The sequence below is a fragment of the Rhodopirellula bahusiensis genome (assembly GCF_002727185.1).
Classification (GTDB): domain Bacteria; phylum Planctomycetota; class Planctomycetia; order Pirellulales; family Pirellulaceae; genus Rhodopirellula; species Rhodopirellula bahusiensis.
Genome location: NZ_NIZW01000002.1, coordinates 517,468 through 536,484, shown reverse-complemented (window position 1 = coordinate 536,484; position 19,017 = coordinate 517,468). Strand labels below are relative to the sequence as shown.

At 57.4% G+C, this 19,017-nt stretch carries 15 protein-coding genes; 5 read left to right on the top strand and 10 right to left on the bottom strand.

Features of this window, described 5'->3' with window-relative positions; genetic code table 11:
• Positions 1-106: 106 nt before the first annotated feature.
• Positions 107-1,654: a sulfatase family protein gene (locus CEE69_RS04735; protein ID WP_099259720.1), complete on the bottom strand. Its 1,548-nt coding sequence runs from the start codon at positions 1,652-1,654 to the stop codon at positions 107-109.
• Positions 1,655-1,736: 82 nt separating this feature from the next.
• On the opposite strand from CEE69_RS04735, the gene CEE69_RS04730 reads away from it, so the two are divergent.
• Positions 1,737-3,521 carry a hypothetical protein gene (locus tag CEE69_RS04730; protein ID WP_233214729.1) on the top strand — a complete coding sequence of 595 codons (1,785 nt, stop codon included), beginning with the start codon at positions 1,737-1,739 and terminating at the stop codon, positions 3,519-3,521.
• Between the two features lie 166 nt (positions 3,522-3,687).
• Here CEE69_RS04730 and CEE69_RS04725 read toward each other — a convergent pair whose 3' ends face one another.
• Genes CEE69_RS04725 through xseB form a run of 5 tightly spaced genes read right to left on the bottom strand, consistent with a single transcriptional unit; the run spans position 3,688 to position 8,501 of the window.
• Positions 3,688-4,332: an RluA family pseudouridine synthase gene (locus CEE69_RS04725; protein WP_099259719.1), complete on the bottom strand. Its 645-nt coding sequence runs from the start codon at positions 4,330-4,332 to the stop codon at positions 3,688-3,690.
• A 20-nt stretch (positions 4,333-4,352) separates the two neighbouring features.
• Complete coding sequence (locus CEE69_RS04720) at positions 4,353-5,243, bottom strand: NAD(+)/NADH kinase (protein ID WP_099259552.1); 891 nt, start codon at positions 5,241-5,243, stop codon at positions 4,353-4,355.
• Positions 5,243-7,150 (bottom strand): 1-deoxy-D-xylulose-5-phosphate synthase, encoded by a 1,908-nt coding sequence (gene dxs / locus CEE69_RS04715; RefSeq protein WP_099259551.1) that lies wholly within the window; start codon positions 7,148-7,150, stop codon positions 5,243-5,245. The genes CEE69_RS04720 and dxs overlap by 1 nt, the downstream gene beginning before the upstream one ends.
• Entirely contained in the window at positions 7,147-8,094 is a 948-nt protein-coding gene (locus CEE69_RS04710; RefSeq protein ID WP_199169795.1) for a polyprenyl synthetase family protein, read from the bottom strand. Before CEE69_RS04710 ends, dxs begins: the two co-directional genes overlap by 4 nt.
• 2 nt (positions 8,095-8,096) lie before the next feature.
• Positions 8,097-8,501 (bottom strand): exodeoxyribonuclease VII small subunit, encoded by a 405-nt coding sequence (gene xseB, locus CEE69_RS04705; RefSeq protein WP_099259549.1) that lies wholly within the window; start codon positions 8,499-8,501, stop codon positions 8,097-8,099.
• A gap of 308 nt (positions 8,502-8,809) precedes the next feature.
• On the opposite strand from xseB, the gene CEE69_RS04700 reads away from it, so the two are divergent.
• The gene (locus CEE69_RS04700; RefSeq protein WP_233214722.1) at positions 8,810-10,000 is read left to right on the top strand and encodes a hypothetical protein; all 1,191 of its coding nucleotides are present in this window, start codon (positions 8,810-8,812) and stop codon (positions 9,998-10,000) included.
• 359 nt (positions 10,001-10,359) lie between these two features.
• On the opposite strand, the gene CEE69_RS04695 is transcribed toward CEE69_RS04700, so the two are convergent.
• Complete coding sequence (locus CEE69_RS04695; RefSeq protein ID WP_099259547.1) at positions 10,360-10,827, bottom strand: NUDIX hydrolase; 468 nt, start codon at positions 10,825-10,827, stop codon at positions 10,360-10,362.
• A gap of 74 nt (positions 10,828-10,901) precedes the next feature.
• Positions 10,902-12,047: a DUF4013 domain-containing protein gene (locus CEE69_RS04690; protein ID WP_099259546.1), complete on the bottom strand. Its 1,146-nt coding sequence runs from the start codon at positions 12,045-12,047 to the stop codon at positions 10,902-10,904.
• A gap of 440 nt (positions 12,048-12,487) precedes the next feature.
• Between CEE69_RS04690 and CEE69_RS04680 the strand changes: the two genes are divergently transcribed.
• On the top strand, positions 12,488-13,417 hold the full coding sequence (locus tag CEE69_RS04680) for a hypothetical protein (RefSeq protein ID WP_099259544.1): 930 nt from the start codon (positions 12,488-12,490) through the stop codon (positions 13,415-13,417).
• 289 nt (positions 13,418-13,706) lie between these two features.
• Here CEE69_RS04680 and CEE69_RS04675 read toward each other — a convergent pair whose 3' ends face one another.
• Positions 13,707-13,889: a hypothetical protein gene (locus tag CEE69_RS04675; protein WP_233214721.1), complete on the bottom strand. Its 183-nt coding sequence runs from the start codon at positions 13,887-13,889 to the stop codon at positions 13,707-13,709.
• A 32-nt stretch (positions 13,890-13,921) separates the two neighbouring features.
• Between CEE69_RS04675 and CEE69_RS04670 the strand changes: the two genes are divergently transcribed.
• Positions 13,922-16,081, top strand: a complete 2,160-nt coding sequence (locus CEE69_RS04670) for an alpha-amylase/4-alpha-glucanotransferase domain-containing protein (protein WP_099259542.1) — start codon at positions 13,922-13,924, stop codon at positions 16,079-16,081.
• Between the two features lie 353 nt (positions 16,082-16,434).
• Positions 16,435-17,313 (top strand): serine/threonine-protein kinase, encoded by an 879-nt coding sequence (locus CEE69_RS04655; protein WP_099259541.1) that lies wholly within the window; start codon positions 16,435-16,437, stop codon positions 17,311-17,313.
• 167 nt (positions 17,314-17,480) lie between these two features.
• Here the strand turns inward: CEE69_RS04655 and CEE69_RS04650 are convergent, their stop codons facing one another.
• On the bottom strand, positions 17,481-18,893 hold the full coding sequence (locus CEE69_RS04650; protein ID WP_099259540.1) for a mandelate racemase/muconate lactonizing enzyme family protein: 1,413 nt from the start codon (positions 18,891-18,893) through the stop codon (positions 17,481-17,483).
• Positions 18,894-19,017 lie beyond the last annotated feature (124 nt).

Genomic DNA, 19,017 nt, shown 5'->3' with positions numbered 1-19,017 from the left:
CAGCAGCGAAAACCGGCATCTTAAACTTAGGATCGCTGAGGCTCACGGAAATTTTGAGATGCGACCGCCCATGGCTGACGGGCACTGCGATCGAGCGGCCATTGGATCACTCGTAATCCCATTTCATGATCCAGGGATCGTCGTACTTCTTTTGCATCTTCTTGAGTTTGGCCTGGTAGGCTTCCAAGACATCCGTGTGGCTGCTGCTGGTTGCCAAGTTCGTCGACTCGTTCGGGTCGGCTTCGATGTCGAAGAGCTCGAACTCAGGACGGTGGATGTACTTGCCAACGGTTTGCTGACCGTACGGTGCGTCCAAACCCTTGGCCAACTGGGCCTGCCACGAACTGGCTGCCCACAAGTCGCTGGCGAACGGGTAGTCCAGAGCGTGTGCGATGTTCCAAATCAGCTTGTATTTGCCGTCACGAATGACTCGCATTGGATAGTACATTTGAATTTCGTGGAACGTGTGCGAAGCGAAGATCTCTTCGTGATGCGATTTCGCAGGATCGGCCAGCACATCCATCCAGCTTCGACCATGGTACTGATCCAGCGGCTTGTTCCCGTTGTGATTGTCCATCGGCGAAACCCCCATCTGATTGCGAAGCTTCTTCGCGGGGACCAATCCCTTGGGGGCGTTGGCTTCGCGGTCCAAGCCACCCGCGAAATCGAGAATCGTCGGCGTGATGTCGATGTGACTGATCATCGCTTCGCTCTCGACGCCGCGGCTTTCCTGATACGGATCGCGAACGACCATCGGAACTCGCAATCCGCCTTCGTAGACAGTCGTTTTGCCGCCAGCGAACGCCATCCCGTGATCGCTTGTGAAAACGATCATGGTTTTATCGTAGAGGTCGGCTTCCTTCAGAATCTCAACCAGACGAGCGACACCTTGGTCGATCCGGGCACAAGACTGATAGTACTGAGCCAACTCCGCTCGCGTCTCCGAGGTATCGGGTAAGAACGCAGGAACGATCACGTCCTTCGGATCGAAGAAGACCTCTTCAACGCCCGGATAAGCACCACGACGACGTTTGTTGCCAAACAGGTCTGGCTTCAGTTCCAACTCGGAGGTCTTGTCGACGCCACCACCACGGTGAGGGTCAGAAGTCGCGAAATACAAAAAGAACGGACGATCGTCTTCCTGGTTTGTTAGAAAATCCTTCGCTGTATCCGCCATCTCGACCGCACTGCGGGAATTGGCTTTCAGGTAGGTTTCGTAGTGGTAAACCGACTCAGGGGCGACGTGGTATTTCCCAATGTGCCCGGTGCGATAGCCCGTGTTTGCCATCACACGCGGCAAAGCCAAACCCGCAACGTCATTGAACGATGCAAACTTGTGATAATGATGTTGATGTCCGAACTGTCCGTTACGATGGTTGTGCAAACCACTCATCACCACACTTCGGCTGGCACTGCACGATGCCGTCGTGGCAAACGCGTTTCGAAACACCATGCCGTCAGCGGCAACGGCATCGATCGCGGGAGTCACTGCCGCGGTATCGCCATAGCAACCCAGCGTGGGACTTTCATCGTCCGTGATAATGAACAAGACATTTCGTTCAGCCGCTTGCAGCGACATCGATGCAAACAAACAAACGGCGGCCATCGTCGCTGCGAACGCACGACGAGCCACTTGGGTCCAAAGAATTTTCATGTGGAAAGAGATGTTGGGAGAGAGCAAGGTGGGGAAGGGGGTCGCGATCAAATCCGCGAGGGCACCACTATACCTGATCATCGTGACGCTTTTGACAATTTTGGCGTCACCCAAAACCACATGTGGCGACGATTCGGCTGCAGAAACAACATCCATAAGGTCACCGGATGAGGCGAATGCCGATCGCGTGACCGCGTTCATTCCACTGCCAACCGCTGCGGATCCGCCTCCCTTGGCGAAGAATGCAGATCCCGATGGTGAGCCTGCCGCACTGACTGCCGACGTTGCCGCACGAGCCGAGTCGCCCAACGCGGCCGATGAGATTTGGTCGGCCTACACTGAACTGTGGCGAGCCCACCACACGAACCCAAGCCTGACCGAGCTGCGAACTTTGTTCGGCTTGCCTTCCGATGCGGACGTGCTGGTCACGCAGCGTCGCGGACGAGTCGCCCCAAGCGAACTGCACTGGCGGCCAGGTTCCTTTCGCGTTTGGCAAACCGATCACTTCGAAATTCTCAGCCAAGCAGACGACGCCGATTCGCGGCGAGTGGCCGAGGCTCTCGAGCGAGAGTACTGGGTTTGGACTCAAGTGTTTTTCCCAATTTGGTCCGGGCGAGATCAGATTGCGTTGCTCACCAAGGACTGGGACCGGCAAACCACGTCGGTCGTCGATCATCTGAATTCGCTCTCGTCGCCAGCTCGAATCAAACATGGCCAACGGCACCGAGTGGTATTGTTGCCGGACGCTGCAAACTACCGAAGCACGATCGCATCCGCCTTTCGCAACACGGACACGAATGCTGTCGCTGCTTCAACGGGGTTCTACAGCGACACGCTGCGATTGTCGTTCTTCTTTCCCCAGCAAGATCTTTCCAGTTTGCATCACGAGGTTTGCCATCAACTCTTCACCGAGGCGTCCGCGAATGCCTCGCGACGTCGACCGACACGTGGGCAGACATTTGCGACCGCAACGACAAACGACTTCTGGTTGATCGAAGGCATCGCGGGATACTTCGAATCACTGCGTTACGAACAATCGCTGGCCTACGTTGGTGGTTGGGAATCACCGAGATTGCAACTCGCTCGCTACCAAGCCTTGATTGGCGGTGTCCCCGTCGCGTCGCAGCAAGAACTGCAGGGCACCCGCGATAGCGTTCAATCGAAACCCGATTTGGCACGCTGGTATTCGCAAGCCAGCCTGCGAACACACTTTCTGATGGACTCAGCCGGGCCTGGACCGCGGCGTGCTCTACTCAAACGATTGGTCGCCCTGTATTCACCCACTAGAAACGCAGACGATCGAACGTCAATTGAGATCGACTTGGATGTGAACCCGGCCGAGATCCTGCGATCGCTACGAGTCGACGACGCTCACATCAAGCGAAACCCGATTGTGGGCGATCTGTCGACTTTGTGTCTGGCAGGATGCGAAATCACAAGCGAAGGCCTGTCCCATCAAAAACCGATCCGCGGCCTGACCTGGTGCGATCTTTCGCGTCTGCCAATCAACGACGCCGACGTCCGAAGACTGATTTCAGACACCAACCAACTCGATCAATTGAGCTTGGAAGCCACCGGTGTCACAAACCAAATCGCCAATCTTTTCCGCGGTGCGAGCCAACTGCGAGAACTCGATCTCAGCTACACCGCGATCGACGATTCCGCATTGGCATCGATCCCGCCAACTGTGTCGACGCTGTGGTTGACTGGCACCCGACTGACAGACGATTCAATCGCGACGCTGGCGGCTCTGCGACAGCTGAAAACGCTCGATGTCCAGCGGACCAAGATCACCGATCAAGGTTTGCAACGCTTCCGCCAAGCCAAACCAAATTGCCAGCTCAACCCGCTGAACATCCCCGAGTAGCCCCTCAATCACTCGTAGGTCAGGTTCCACCTGACACCAAGCCGATGCTTTGGAACAAAGCGAGGCGAATTCCCGTTTTTGAATGCCACCGAAATGGCGAAACATTCGGCCGGTGACCATGTCAGGTACAACCTGGCCTACGCAATACCTATGTTGGACCGACTGCCTAGAACGGCAACTTCGGGAGCGAGACTTCGACCGCTCGTCCGTTAGTGGGATCTCGGAACGACAGCTTCGCCGCGACGAGTTTCAACGCCGATTCGTCCTCCGCGTTCCCGTACAGTGGGTCGCCCATGATCGGGTGCCCGCGAAGAGCAGCTTGGATTCGCAATTGATGCATTCGCCCGGTGACCGGCCGCAACTCGATTCGCGAAGAGTCGGTGGCCGAGTCATAATCCAGGAAGCTCACTCGCGTTTCCGCGGCCCGTCCGTCCGCCGAATCGGAACCGACGATCTCCACACGAGCTTCATCGGCCAGCTTGGCGATGGTGTCCTGCCAAGGCTCCTGCTTGCAAGCCTCCAGGGCTTGTCCTTGAACAACCGCGATGTATTTCTTCTGCACGTGACGCAATCGAAATTGCTCGCTGAGAAGACGTGCGGCCTTCTTTCGAAGAGCAATCAACACCAGCCCTGACACAGGGCGATCCAGTCGGTGCACGGCGGTCAAGTAGCTGGCTGGACTGCCAGCCTCCGCAAGCTGCTTCCGCAAACAAGACTCGAGCCCGTCGATGCCTTGAGGAGAAGTGGTCGGGAGCCCCACCGGTTTGTTGACGACGACGCAGGAATGGCACTGCCAAAGAATTTCGATCATCGAAGAATCTTGATCACCGATCAAAGCTGACGCAACGCCAACCTGCCCGACCAACCCAACTTTTCACGCAAGGTTCGGTAATCGTTCTGTCCGGGAACTCGCAGCATCTCAAAGGCCACGGGAGCTCGGTGCACACGGACGCGATCGCCGGATTTCAATTGCCCCAGGATTCGCCCATCAACCACGATGCTGGTCGATTCGTTGGGTTCGGTCACTGCCAATTCCAACCGCGTGTCGGCTGAATCCACCAACGGCCGATAGGTCAGCGTGTGCGGGCTGATCGGCGAGATCACGATCGCTTGCAGTTGCCGCCTCAAAATCGGCCCGCCAGCCGACAAATTATGGGCCGTGGATCCGACCGGCGTGGCCACAATCAGACCGTCGCATCGGTACTGGGTCGCCAGCTCACCGTCAGCATAGAGATCGATGTCAAGAATCGCGAAAGGCGGGCCGTTCAAAATGGCTGCCTCGTTCAGCGCCATCGACTGGGCGATCACTTCGTCGTTTCGGATCAGCTGGACCTCCAACATCAGGTGTCGGATGATCGAAAAATCCCCCAGGCAGACCTTGGGCCAAGCGTCCAAGAAATCTTCGGGCGAAAGTGCGGCCAAGAATCCAAGACGCCCGCAATTGATCCCCAACACCGGCGTTTGGTTGCCGCCCATTTGCCGCGCCGATTGAAGAATCGAACCGTCTCCACCGATGACGATCACCAAATCGACGTCTTCATCCGAGAAGTCATAGGTGAACTCGAAGTCCGCTGCGACGATCTCGGCGTGCGACTGAATCGTTGGACGAAGACGCTTCCAAGCGGAGGACACATTGCTTTTGTCAGGAGCCCCCAAAACCACGATCCGTGGAGGGCGATCGCAACCGCACCAATCAGGAGCCTCTCCGCCGGAAGATGACATCAAACACCAACCTGTGAACCGACCTCAGAAGCCGCTTCGCGGCACACTTCAACAACCTTCTTCGCAGACAACGACGATTCGCCCAGCAACTGCGAACGATCACCGTGCAAGACGAACTCATCCGGCAACGCCAACCGATGAACGGCTCGCGTGTCCAACCGTTGATCGACCGCTGATTCGAGGAATGCTGAACCAAAGCCGCCGACACGAGTGCCTTCTTCAAGCGTCACGACAAAACGGCCATCACTCAGCGTCTTGTGAACCATCTCGGAATCGATTGGTTTGACGAAGCGAGCGTTGACGACTCCGATTTCCAGTTCGCCTTCGAGTTGCTCCGCCGCGGCAATCGCTTGTTCCAGCATCGCTCCGTAGGCCACGATCGTTCCATCGGCACCTTCGCGAATCCATTCCGCTTTGCCGATTTCGATGGGTGCGGGCGTGTGAGTCGCATCCAACGCCGAAGCTTTGGGGTACCGAATTCCCGACGGATGATCGAGCGTCAACGCCTTGTCCAACATCATCGAAAGCTCTTGGGCATACCCCGGAGCCATCAAAACCAAGTTGGGGAACAAACGCATGTAGCCAATGTCGTACACGCCGTGGTGAGTCGGCCCATCGGGCGCGGTCAGCCCGGCGCGGTCCATCATGAAGACGACCGGCAAGTCTTGCAGAGCGACTTCTTGGAAGATTTGATCGTAGCTGCGCTGCAGGAACGTGCTGTAGATGTCCACGATCGGACGCATGCCGGTTTTGCATTGCCCGGCGGCAAAAGCGACCGCGTGTGACTCGCAGATTCCAACGTCAAAGAACCGATCCGCGAATTTTTCGCGAACGGGTTCGAGCTTGTTGCCTTGGCACATCGCAGCGGTGATGACCGTGACTCGCGAATCGCGGTTCATCGCTTCGCCGATCGCGTCGCGAGCGTGTGTGGTGTACGGCGGACGACCGTCGCTGCCGCGAGTGACCGGGGTCCCGCCTCGATCTTCAAAAGCCGGCGGCGTGTGGAAGAACACCGGGTCTTCGGCGGCTGGTTTGTACCCGTGACCTTTCTCAGTCACCACATGCAACAAGACTGGGCCGGGAGTTTCCTTGCAGAGCCGCAAGTACTTTTGCATCAAAGGAATGTCGTGCCCATCGATCGGACCGATGTAACGAATGCCGAGCTCTTCAAACAGCATTCCGCCCAGCAGTCCCGCTTTGACACCTTCCTTCATTTGAGCCAGCAGTCGCTCGGCCGGGTCGCCAAACATCGGCACTCGGTCGAGCAACTTCGTGACCTCGTGTTTCAGTCCCGTGTAAAACGGATTGCCACGAAGACGATCCAAGTACTGAGCAACCGAGCCGGTTCGATGGCAGATCGACATTTTGTTGTCGTTCAAAACGATCGTCAGATCGTCGCCGAGTTCACCAGCATTGTTGAGTGCCTCAAAGACGACTCCGCAGGGGAACGCACCGTCACCGATGACCGCCACGGTCCGGCGTTCTTCCTGGTTCATCAAGATGTCGCCACTGCGCAGTCCAACCGCGGTGCTGACACTGCAACCGGCATGACCGGTCATGAACAAGTCATAAACGCTCTCAAGCGGGTTGGGATAACCCATCAATCCGCCGGCCGTGCGGATGGTTTCAAATCGGTCGTAGCGGCCGGTGACCAATTTGTGCGGGTAGACCTGGTGACCGGTGTCCCAAATCAATCGATCCGTTCGGAAATCAAACTCACTGTGCAGCGCGAGGCAGAGTTCCACCACGCCCAAGTTGGACGCGAAGTGGGCGGTTCGGGTCGCGAGCAAATTGCACAGAACGTCGCGAATTTCGACGGCCGCGTTGTTCAGTTCAGTGCTGGACCAATTGGCGAGCGGCGTTGCATCCGGCAAGCCAGCCAACAGGGGGTGTTTGTGATCAGTCAATTCGTACGCTCCAAAACAAAGTCCGCCAAAGTTCTTAACCGCTGAGCAGTCGTTCCAAACAACTGCAGCGATTCGTGCGCCGCGTGAATGGTCGCTTCGGCGTGGGCTCTTGCCCGATCCAGTCCCATCAACCCCGGGTACGTCAGCTTGCCACGGCCGTCGTCTTTCCCCGTTCGTTTACCAAGTTGCTCATCCGTGGACGTGCAGTCCAATAAATCATCCGTGATTTGAAACGCGAGTCCAAACGCTTTAGCGTAATCGGTCAAGGCCGAAACGACATTCGAATCCGCTCCGGCGGAAATTGCGCCCATCGCCGCACAGGCTGTAAACAACGCCCCCGTTTTACGATGGTGGATCGCTTCCAAATGCTTAAGGGCGGCTTCTGGGCCACCAAAATCTTCGACGGTGTGCTTCTCAGCGTCCAAGTCGTCGGCTTGCCCGCCCACCAATCCCGCCGGGCCAGCCGCGGTGGCCAGCGTCCCAATCAGAGCCGCCGATTTCGCGACGTCGGATGTGCTCTGATGCAAATGAGCGAACGCCATCGACTGCAACGCATCGCCGGCCAGAATTGCCGTGGCTTCGTCAAATTTCACGTGTGTCGTCGGCCGACCGCGACGCAAGTCATCGTCGTCCATCGCCGGCAAGTCATCATGAATCAACGAGTAGGCATGAATCATCTCGACCGCGACTGCGGAAGGCATCGCCGATGCCGCGTCGCCGCCGCAAGCTTCCGCTGCCATGATCGTCAAAATCGGACGGAGCCTTTTCCCCGGCGCGAGCACCGCGTACCGAATCGCCGCTGCCAATCGCTCGGGCACACCAGGTCGGTCCTGGCAGGCTGCTTCCAACGCGGCATCAACCGCCGGACGGTGAGCGTTCAAGTAGTCCGTCAATGATTCACTGGTGTCACTCGTCTGCTCGCGGCGATCACCCGATGCTTCCACGCTCACTCGTCATCCTCCGAAAATTCGTCGCCAACCGATTCACCACTCGAACTGTCAGCACCGCCGGCACCGCGACGTTTGCCGCGTGAAGCCTGCTTTTGAATCAGCGATTCGCCACCCGACATGGTTTCCAACGGTTCTGTCACGGGACGCCCCTCCGCGTCGACTCCCGCCAACACCGAAATCTTGCGTTCGGCCACGTCGAGCAACTGGTAGCACTGACGCATTTTCGCCACCGCGACCTCGTACTGCTTCAACGAATCATCTAGCGTCAGCGAACCGGATTCGAGCTTTCGCACGATCGTTTCGACATCGCCCAAAGTCGCTTCAAAATCCCCCAACTCAGCCGCGGATTGCTCGCCGTCGCCGGCCTCGACTTCAGAGGGGTTCCGTTTCTTCTTAGCCAAAACTTTATTTTTCTGGATTGGGTGAGGATGGTCGGTGCGAAATTTTGACCGGCAATTGATTGTGATCTATTGTTCCGAAGAACTGGTGAGGATGGACTATAGCAGACAGTCCATCGCACCCATCAGGCCATGCCTGACTCGATTTGCCCCGGAAAAGAATCTCAAGCCAAATGGCTCGAAACAACCGTAAACGAAAGCGACGCCTTTCTTCCCCTGCGCCGCAACCGCGGCCACAGGCGAAGCAATTCGACGCTGGCAATATCGAAGGGACTGAAAATCCTGGCGATCAAGTCCCTGAATCGACTGAAATGTCCACCAACGATCCCACTGAAAACCTGCCGAGCGACGACTCTCGCGACAATCCTGCAACGGATTTCGCGTCGGTCGATGTTGCCATCGAGGAAAACGAATCTGCACAGCATGCGGAAACCTCCGGCACTTGGGTGACACGCGCTGACGTGGCCGAAGTCGTTTCTGATGCAGCCACGCCAATCGACCAGCGATTGCAAGAGATCGTGTCGCTGCTCGGCGAGTTCGAAGGCCGACTGACGCATCGTTTGGACGAGTACGCTCTCACACCGCTGGCATCCAGCGATGCATCCGCACAACCGGAAGAACCCGCCGACTCGGTGGATGACTTTGGTCAATCAGCCGACTGCTGCGGCGTCTCTTGGCAACCGCCCGTCCCAACCCAAGACACGGACGAATTCGAACAAGAGAACTACGACGACGGCAAGTTCACGGAGGGCAAGTACGAACAGGGCGACGATTGCGACCTGGTTCCGCCAGAAGTCCATCGACTGGAAGAAGAACTGCAAGCCGAACGCCTGCGTTCGCATGAGCTGCAAAACCAAAACGAAGCCCTGGCGGCACAACTCGCGTCAACCGAAGTCACGCGCACCGTGTCCGACACGCAAGGATGCGATGACTCGATGTCTTGGGAGGAACGCAAGGCACGAATTCTGGAACAGATGGAGAACGACGACTTCAATGCGGAGTCGTTCCTGGAGTCCCTGTCGCAACCAGCACAAGAAATCGCGGCGGCGATTGATCCCGAATGGGTTCACAACCCGGTGGCCTTCATCGACGATTTGGTCGACCGGCTTTCACTCGCCGAACAGACGATTTCCGAACGCAATGCCGAAATTCATGAGTTGCAGATTCTGCTGCAAAACCGCGCGGACACTCGCAACGACCAAGTCGCCTTTGGTGCCGCTGCTATTGCCGGAATGGTCGACTGCGACGAATTGGTGATCGAAGAGCGGGAACGCCTCGCCCAGTTGAAAACCGAATGGGAAGACAAGTTCCGAACCGCCGAGATCGAAGCTTCGCTCGAACGAGCCAAACTTTCGCGAGAGCGCCAGGAATTGGCACGTCGCGCCGAAGAATTGGAAGAACAAATCGACCAATTGCAGCGTGAAAAACGAGATGCCCGCGACTACCCCAAAGCTGGCCGCCGATGGCTGGCCGAACTGGGATTGCAATCCGAAGACGACTGATCCATCGGTTTCAAACGAAACCATGACGTCAGTCGCGAACTTCGAGGCGGCTACACATCTCTTGCGGTGAAGGGATCGGCATCAATCTACCGATCACTCATCCCGCCAGCAGAGATTATTTCTTGCGGTGACGAATCTTGGCTCGCATCCGTCGTTTCTTGCGGCCTACCTTGCGTCGTCCCTTGCCAGATTTCTTGGTACCCACCTAAATCGCTCTCCTGAGAAATTGTTCGTGTCTTGCGTGCATGACCAGAATTCGCGTCATGGTATCGCCAATCTTTGGCGTTCCAAACAAATACTGGCCGGATCGAATCGCGTAGCCTAGCAGAACGCGAGGAACCGACAAGGTGAGTTTCCACTCAGCCCTGAGAGGAATCCGTCCAAGGCAGCTCGATTTTCCCACCACGCCACGCCGCGACAAAGTCAGGAAGGCTGGGCAGAACCCCACGAGCGGTGCCGATGTCGTTCGCCGTCATCCAGTGAACTTCGGCGACTTCTTCCGGATTGGGCACCGGTTCAATGTGGTCCGGAAACTCCGCCACCCACCATGCCAACCGGGTTCCCCAAGGGGTCACGCTTCGCCAGCAAAGTCGGGTTGGCGTCACATCGATCGCCAATTCTTCCTGCATTTCGCGGACGAGAGCCTCTTCTTCGCTCTCCCCCGCCTCAATGCCTCCGCCGGGCAAACAGAGTTTTCCGGGAGCGTTGACGGTCAACGAGCGACGGATGATCAGTAGTTTGTCCGCGCGGAACATCACTCCGATCACACCACGTTTGCGGTTGCGATGTTGAGACTGGGTCGGTTTCGTATTCGGCAAGCGAGTCATGCTTCGCTTCTACCACCTGATCCAAAACTCGACAAGGGAACACGCCCCGTTTCAAGCTCGATCTCCCGGTCGAATCACACACCGACGAAGGGAACCGGCACCAGCAAAGCGTGCTGGCGAACCCAGGTTTCCACCCCGTCCCAGCTCGTGAATTGGCTGCCGGTCAGCACCAGCAAGTAAAAGCCAACGATCGCAGGCATCACCAACAACCGCACGGTCCACCGAGAGACAAACCACCAACGTCCTGACCAAACCCCAGGCGACCATTCGCCCGATTCGGCTCGGACTCGAAGCCGCCGGCATCGACGCAGCGCCAACCCTTCTGCGATTCGAGCCGGCAGCATGAACGCCACGAACACCAGGCATGGCAACCAGGTGATCTCTTGCGGCGTTGCTTCGATTTTCAACAGGTACAACGGGATCGGCATCAACACCAACCCGACCAACATCGCCCCCGCCCAAGACCAAGGTGCATAGCGGAAATCACTTCGGACTTGCCGCCACTGGAACATCGCTCGCCAATTGTTTTGGGCGGCAAAATGAGTTTGCAACATTGGCAGATACAACAACACAAACGCGAGCGTCAGCAAAGCCAACACGCCGATCAAACCATCCGCCGCATTGTCGCCTTGCCGAGTCACTCCCATGATCACGAAAGCCGGGATCAACCACACCAGCGTCAGCAGCGCGCCGCGAACTCCCATCCAGAACAGCGACGGTATGCGCAGGCCCTTCAGAAAATCCCAAACCTGATCGGCGAACCGCGACCAAGTCGACGGACGCCACGCCTCTTTGAAGAAACGCTTGGGCTGCGGCCACAAGTAATGTTTTAAACGACCGCCTCGCACCCAAGCCCAACCCAGGTAGACGGTCAAGAACGCCGACAACGCGATCGCTCCGATCCGAAGCCGAGTCGCATCCGGCGAACCGGGATCGATCACCGCGGCAACGGATTCCCAATGAGCCAGCAACCGAGTCGGCGCCGAAGCAATCGCGAGCGCCAAAAAAGCGGCCCCAAACACCCCAGCGGAGTTCAAATTCGGCAAGGCGTCCTTGAGTTGCCCACCAGCGGCCAAATGCCCCGCAACAGCCAGCAAATACCCCAACGTGATCAGTTGCAAAAGCGGCAGCGCGGTGACAAACGCCAAGATCAACGCCAACGACGCAAGGCAAAACAGCGTCCAGGTGACTTTTCGAATGATTTGGAAGAAGCGTCGCATACCCGGTGTTCGAACTCTCGCGTGCGATCTTGGCAAAGAAAATGAACGTTGTCGGAGGAGAAGCTGAAAGGCCTCAAAGGGTTAAAGGCTGAAACGAATTCTCCAGTTCACAACGCTGCAGCAATCAGACTAGCTCAGCGAAGTCGGGAGGGGTGCGATGCTTCGTCCTTCAACCTGGACCAACCGAGCCGAATTCGACGGTCCGTCGCCACCAAAACATCTGCCAATCTGGAACATCTTCAGCAAGGACGCTCAATTTGCACCCGATAGATGGGGTATCCGAAACAATCCGTGCAACCTGCTTTGGACACAGCATGCCACCGATGCAGCCAAACCCCCGTTTGATAGTGATTGCGATCCTGCTGAGCCCACTTGTTTGCAGGGCGACTGTGGCTCAGTCGGAAAGCGAGAGCAGTCCCGCCCGCTCAACTGATTGGACAATGCTGGAGTCGTCCGAATTCTCAGTCGACGGATTGCGTTCCGACGTGGTTTTGACAGCCCCGCTGACAACCTCCGTCCCGTCGCTCGCATCGCCAGCTTCCTGGAACATCGAAGCGAACTACCTTCGGCTATACCGCGGCGACTCTTATGAACTGATATTTGATGTTGACGGACGCGCTGGCTACACCAACGGGGACTACATTGAAACGATTGAGTCCACCTGGAGCAACGGACTCGAACTCAGCGTCTCAAAGCATCTCAGCGAGGCAGAATCAGGTGCCTTCTTTGACGAAGTAAAAGCGTCCGTGATGTTCAGCGAGGGCCTGCATCACGGATACACGGGCGGTTCATCCGGCAGCTCCAGAATGGAATTGCAATCTCGGTTGGGAATTGCGGAGGCTGAGACAGGCACAAGCATGGAAGCACTGTCTGGGCATCTCGAATTGCTGATGGGTGTCCGGTACTCCTTCCTGTCCGACCATTTAAGCTACGTTCCCGCTGAGCAACCACCCATGGCCGCGATGCCGGGGATTGTAATCAATAGAGAATCACAGACATCCAACCACATCCTCAGTCCCCAAATTTCAGCGGGAGCGTACTGGAACTGGAAACGTCTTCGCTGGGGAGGAAAAACCACTGCCGGCTGGGGTGTCAACTTCAGTGAAGGCCCTAATGTGGCTGATTCACGGAGCTTTAATTCATCCATCACCAATTCGAGCGAGACCACATGGTCCGACGCAGCATTCGCCCAAACCACGGGCTCGCTGGCGTACGATTTCAGCTCCAAAACTCAGATTTCGCTCGATCTGCACTGGATGGTCTATTCGGACGTCCGGAACATCTATGACACCTTCCCCAGCCTGGGATGGGAACCGAGGGAGAGCATCGCCTACGCCGGAGGCAGCGTCGGCCTCACGCATCAGTTCTAGGTCAAACCAACTCCCCAAAAACCTGTAGTGAGGTGGTCCCCCACCGTGACGCACGAACCACAAGAGTAGAACAATTGCCCTCAATTGTTCCGTCAACCAGCGTTCTGTCTCAAGCCGCTCCTCACCCAATCCAAACTCCAGCTCGCCCACACCACAAGCCTCCGTTCTCAAACGCCGAGAACATCGACCCAGCGTCCCTCTCGGTGGAGGACCACCGAGCTACAGGTTGTGGCCGTTCCAACCCGCAGAATCGGCACGACCGTTGTTTCCGCTCAAGCTGGCACAACCGTCAGCCGATGATGATCGCAGCGGTTGTCGCGAGTGTGACGATTGCGCCGATTAACCGGCTGGAAACGACCAGCGAATTTGGCTCGCCCAAACATTCGCTCCGTTTCGAAAATTCCGGTTGTTTTTTGCATTCGCGCCATGCATGCAAATCGTAAAATTCGCGCACCGTCATCGCCTGTTTCACGACGTCCTTCCACACACTGAATCCCAGCGCCCATGTCGCCTCACGTTCACCTTTGCTTGGTCCTTCACAACCACCAGCCAATCGGAAACTTCGATGGCGTGTTTGAACAAGCTTACCAGGACAGCTACCTGCCGTTCCTGGAGGTGTTTGAACCATACGACGCACTGAATATCTCATTGCACACCTCCGGCCCGTTGATGCTGTGGTTGGCCGAACGCCATCCCGAGTACCTCGACCGCGTGCGTTTGCTCGTCGAAGCCGGCCGCATCGAGATCGTCGGCGGGCCACAGTACGAACCGATCCTGACGATGCTGCCCCGCCGCGACCGCGTGGGACAAATTCAATCGTACAGCTCGTGGTTGCAGCGAAACCTGGGTGTCACGCCTTCCGGCATGTGGATGCCTGAACGCGTCTGGGAATCCGGCCTGACCGCCGACGTTGCCGCAGCCGGGATGCGTTACACCGTGCTCGATGATTACCACTTCAAATCCGCTGGCATGGCGGAAGAAGAACTGCGCAGCTACTTCGTCGTCGAAGACCAAGGCCAACTGCTTCGCGTCTTCCCCGGCAGCGAACAACTTCGCTACACAATCCCGTTCCGCCCGGCTCACGAAACGATCGACTACCTTCGCGGGATCGCTCATTCGAACCCGGGTGCCGTGATGACGTTCGGCGACGACGGCGAAAAGTTCGGCACCTGGCCCGACACTAAATCGCACGTTTATGACGAAGGCTGGTTGCGTTCGTTCTTCGACGCGTTGACTGAAAACCAAGAGTGGTTGCACACGGTAACGTTGGCCGAGTCGATCCAGAGTGCTGCTCCGGCCGGAAAGGCTTACCTGCCCGATTGCAGCTACCGCGAAATGACTGTTTGGTCGTTGCCCGCCGAGTCACAAGAGATCCTGGACGACGTTTCCCACGCGATGGAAAACGACGAACGCTGGGGCCACCTGGAATCGTTCGTGCGTGGCGGTTTCTGGCGGAACTTCAAAGTCAAATACGAAGAAACCAACGAGATGTACGCTCGCATGATGCATGTCAGCGATCGTTTGGCCAAAGCCGAAGCGAGCGGTCACGATGCCGGTGAACTCGCCGAAATTCGCGATCACCTGTATCGCGGTCAATGCAACTGCCCGTACTGGCACGGTGCGTTCGGCGGAATCTACTTGCCTCACCTTCGCAACGCGATCTACGAACACCTGATCCAAGCCGACACGCTGCTGCAAGAAATCGAAGGCACGCTGAACACCGTTTCCGCAACCGCCGGCGATTACGACTACGACGGACAACAAGAGATCCGGCTGTCCAACGAATCCATGGTCGCTTGGATCGATCCCGCCCAAGGTGGCCGGATGTACGAGTGGGACTTGCGAGGCATCAACCACAACTTGTTGGCGACTTTGCAACGTCGCCCCGAAGCCTATCACCGCAAAGTCCTGGCGGGCCCGAGTAGCGCCGGTGGCGATGTGGCCAGCATCCACGACCGCGTCGTGTTCAAACAAGAAGGACTGGATCAGATGATTCAGTACGACCGTTACGCTCGCAAGAGTTTGATGGACCACTTCTTTGACAACGAAGCGACCCTCGAATCGGTCTCGCGTGGCGAGTCACCCGAACGAGGTGACTTTGTCGAGCTGCCATTCGAAGCCAAACTGCGTCGAGGCAGCGACCGTGTGCAAGCTCAACTGCGTCGTGACGGCAACGCTTGGGGAATCCCAATCACGCTGACCAAAGCGGTCACCTTGCAAGAAGGCAGCGGCAACCTGTCCGTGACTTACTTGCTGGAAAACCTGCCACCGGCCAGCCCACTGCACTTCGCTGTCGAATGGAACTTTGCCGGTTTACCATCCGGAGCCGACGACCGTTACTTCAGCGACGTCGACGGAAACCAACTCGGACAACTCGGCGAACGCTTGGACCTCACCGATGTGCGTGGCTTGTCCCTGTCCGATCGCTGGCTCGGCGTCGACATCGACTTGCGAACCGATCGCGACAGCGGCGTGTGGGCGTTCCCCGTGGAAACAGTCAGCCAAAGCGAAGCCGGTTTTGAACTGGTTCACCAATCAGTGTGCGTGATGCCTCACTGGATCATCACCGCGGACGCCGAAGGACGCTGGGCGGTCACGATTGACATTGCCACTCGCTGTGAAAACACAATCGAAGTCCAACAGCACGATCATGTGAACGTCTAACGGGCTGTCGATTGAATGAGCCGCACCGCGTTAGCAGCGGTTGATCAGACGCCAACCGGGGCTAACGCCCATCGGCTAATTTTTTTATTCGGTATACGACTAAATCAACAGTCCGCTAAGCAGATGAACAGGAATGGTTGGGAATGTTCATGCAAGCCGTTTGAGTGTTGAAACAGCAAAAGGCTCGCATCCCGAAGACTCCTGTCTGCTGGCTTCGAAGATAGAAAGCTTGATTTGTCAAAGGTTGGCTGATCAGCGACTTGGTTTTTCAAAGAATGAATTGGTTGTGATTTCGATGGGTCGGCACGAGCGTCTAGCCGTGCGAATTCGATTTCTCTTTTGAGGCAACGCCCGTGACGGCACGTTTGAAATTGGTGATGGACCCCAGCGACTCGACGCGTCGTCTTCGCGTCGGGATGCGGTTGGACAAATACCGGCTCGTCAAAAAACTTGGCGAAGGTGGATTTGCGACCGTCTACTCCGCCCATGATACGATCGAAGATCGCGATGTGGCGTTGAAAATCCCGGAGTCTCACGCTTCGAGCGATCACCAATCTGCCGACGACCTGCAACGCGAAGTTCGCATCATGGCGAGCTTGTCGCATGAGAGCATTTTGCCTCTCAAGGACGCTCGCTACATCGACGGCCACTTCGTCATGGTATTCCCGCTGGGCGAAGAAACGTTGCACGATCGACTTGGTCGCCGCATGGCTCGCGCGACCACGCTGGATTACGTCCGTCAAATGACATCCGCCGTGGCCTACGCACACGAGCGTCGCATCCTGCACCGAGACATCAAACCCGAGAACTTCATCCTGTTCCCCAACTCCAAGATCTGCTTGACAGACTTTGGATTGGCGCGGATCGAACGTGGACGTCACGCCGTTTCTGCCTCCGGAACGCTTGGCTACATCGCACCCGAACAAGCGATGGGCAAACCGACCTATCGCAGCGATGTATTTTCACTCGGGCTCGTGATCTACCGGATGTTGTCAGGTGCTTTGCCGGAGTATCCCTTCGAAGCACCGTTGCCGTCGTACGCCAAACTGCGTCGTGGGTTGAACCAAGAGTTCGTGGACTGGATCCGCAAATCGATGGATCCCAAACCACTCAAACGCTTCCGAGACGGAGTCGCGATGGCCAACGCCCTCGACCGGATCAAATCCCTGACCGTCCCCGGCTCAGCAACCAGCACCACCTCAACAAGAAGCACCCGCCGCCGCGTTGCTTAGCAAAGCCCGCAGCCGGATTCGCCAAGAATTCGGACCACCACTGCCCCTCCATCGCAACGCGCCGCGTCCGCAAGGCCGCACGCTTCGATTCATAACCCGCCGCGTCAGCAAGGCCCCGCCCCTCAACTCCGCAGCCGGATTCGCCAAGAATTCAGATCCCACCGCGTTCAATACCCAAGCCCCGGCCCGTCCAGACAGCTAGTCGGCACGCTGCCGCCTTTGACCTCAAACATCGGCCCGAACTTCGCCATCCATTCCGCGTTGCCCTCCGGGCAATACTGCCGTCCATTGCTCTCCACCGCGGCCACGCCAGGAATATGCGCCGACAGCGACGCCGAGTGCAGCAGCGACGCTCCCACACACGTCAAATCTTGCACGCACAAGAACAAATTCTCGTGCACCGCGACCGCCCCCAGCAACAACGCTTCCGCATGCCCCTTGCAAGCCTTCAGCGCGATGCCGCTATAACCTTGCGAGACCGCCAGGTGCAGACTCTCCAATCCCGTCAGTGATTCATCGATCACCACCGGGATCCTCGCCGCCGCTTGATGCATCGTCACCGCGTTCGGCCGTTTCAAATCACGATGCGTCGGCTGTTCGATGTACTGGATCCGCTCGAAAGCTTCCGGGCACTCCGATTCCAAACGATCCAACAACCCCAACACATACGCTTCGTCCTCGCAGCGCTCGTTGAAATCCAACGAGAACCACCACGGCTTGCCCGTCGACGCACCCCGATCCGTCGTCTCATTGGCAACCGTGTTGATATCACGAACACGGCGGAAATCCCAATCCGCATCGTCGCCGTTCAGCTTGATCTTCAAATGAGTCAACTCATTGCGAGTGATCCACTCACCGAGCGTTTCCGGCAACCCATCGCCGACAGGCGTCGTCAATTCAGCCTCCGTCAACGGGTCCAACGCCCCGACCAGGTGATACAGCGGCAGCGTCGCGACCGGCGAGGACGAGATGAATTGGTCCAGTCGCAAACCCGCGTAGCGATCGTCGCCAGTCATCTCGGCCAAATCCGGTGGAAGATGCTCCGCCGACAGCAAGCTGTAACTGCTCTGCCCGGCCGCTTTTCCGTGAGCGTCAAACAACGCCGCTTCAATCGGCGACGCGGCCAACAAAATCGCTAGCTCTGGAATCGGGGCCGTCAACTCGTGCCCGGCCGCGACCGCTGCAACCAACTCGTCTCGCTGACTGGCAAGTTGAAGACAAATTTCCATCGGATGCCCGGAGAGCGTTCCCGATGCCTCGTTCACTTGCGCGGCCATTCGGCTGGCCAGTTCCAAAACGACTTCCAACTTGGTGTCATCGGTGAGCGACGCGTCGGGCCACGCCCAAGTCACCCCCATCGTCATGCTTCCCACGCCGATCTGGTCGCCGTCGGCGGACTGGCCGGCTTGGTTTTTCGCGATGCACTCCGCGGTCAAAACCGTGACCTCTTCCACCACTCGCCCGCCGAACTTCATCGGCGTCCGGTAGCGATAGGACTCGGACTGCAACGTCAGCGAAAACTCTTTCAGAGCGGTGGGGGCCGGATTCGCGGGGAAAGAAAGTGACTTGGAGGCGGACAAGGCGGGACTCGAGGTGGGAGGGGCAAAGTGATTTTGCCAGCAGTTTAACGCACTCAAACCCGACCAAGTGATGCCCCCGCAGCCGGATTTTTCACGAAACGATTGCCTCCATTCGCAAAAGTCG

What these genes read in the sequence shown, in the direction of transcription:
- CEE69_RS04670 (WP_099259542.1), top strand. Translation starts at nt 13,922, where the DNA reads ATGTCGCCTCACGTTCACCTTTGCTTGGTCCTTCACAACCACCAGCCA.
- CEE69_RS04700 (WP_233214722.1), top strand. Translation starts at nt 8,810, where the DNA reads ATGTCCACCAACGATCCCACTGAAAACCTGCCGAGCGACGACTCTCGC.
- CEE69_RS04680 (WP_099259544.1), top strand. Translation starts at nt 12,488, where the DNA reads ATGCTGGAGTCGTCCGAATTCTCAGTCGACGGATTGCGTTCCGACGTG.
- CEE69_RS04725 (WP_099259719.1), bottom strand. Translation starts at nt 4,332, where the DNA reads ATGATCGAAATTCTTTGGCAGTGCCATTCCTGCGTCGTCGTCAACAAA.
- CEE69_RS04720 (WP_099259552.1), bottom strand. Translation starts at nt 5,243, where the DNA reads ATGTCATCTTCCGGCGGAGAGGCTCCTGATTGGTGCGGTTGCGATCGC.
- CEE69_RS04690 (WP_099259546.1), bottom strand. Translation starts at nt 12,047, where the DNA reads ATGCGACGCTTCTTCCAAATCATTCGAAAAGTCACCTGGACGCTGTTT.
- CEE69_RS04735 (WP_099259720.1), bottom strand. Translation starts at nt 1,654, where the DNA reads ATGAAAATTCTTTGGACCCAAGTGGCTCGTCGTGCGTTCGCAGCGACG.
- CEE69_RS04695 (WP_099259547.1), bottom strand. Translation starts at nt 10,827, where the DNA reads ATGACTCGCTTGCCGAATACGAAACCGACCCAGTCTCAACATCGCAAC.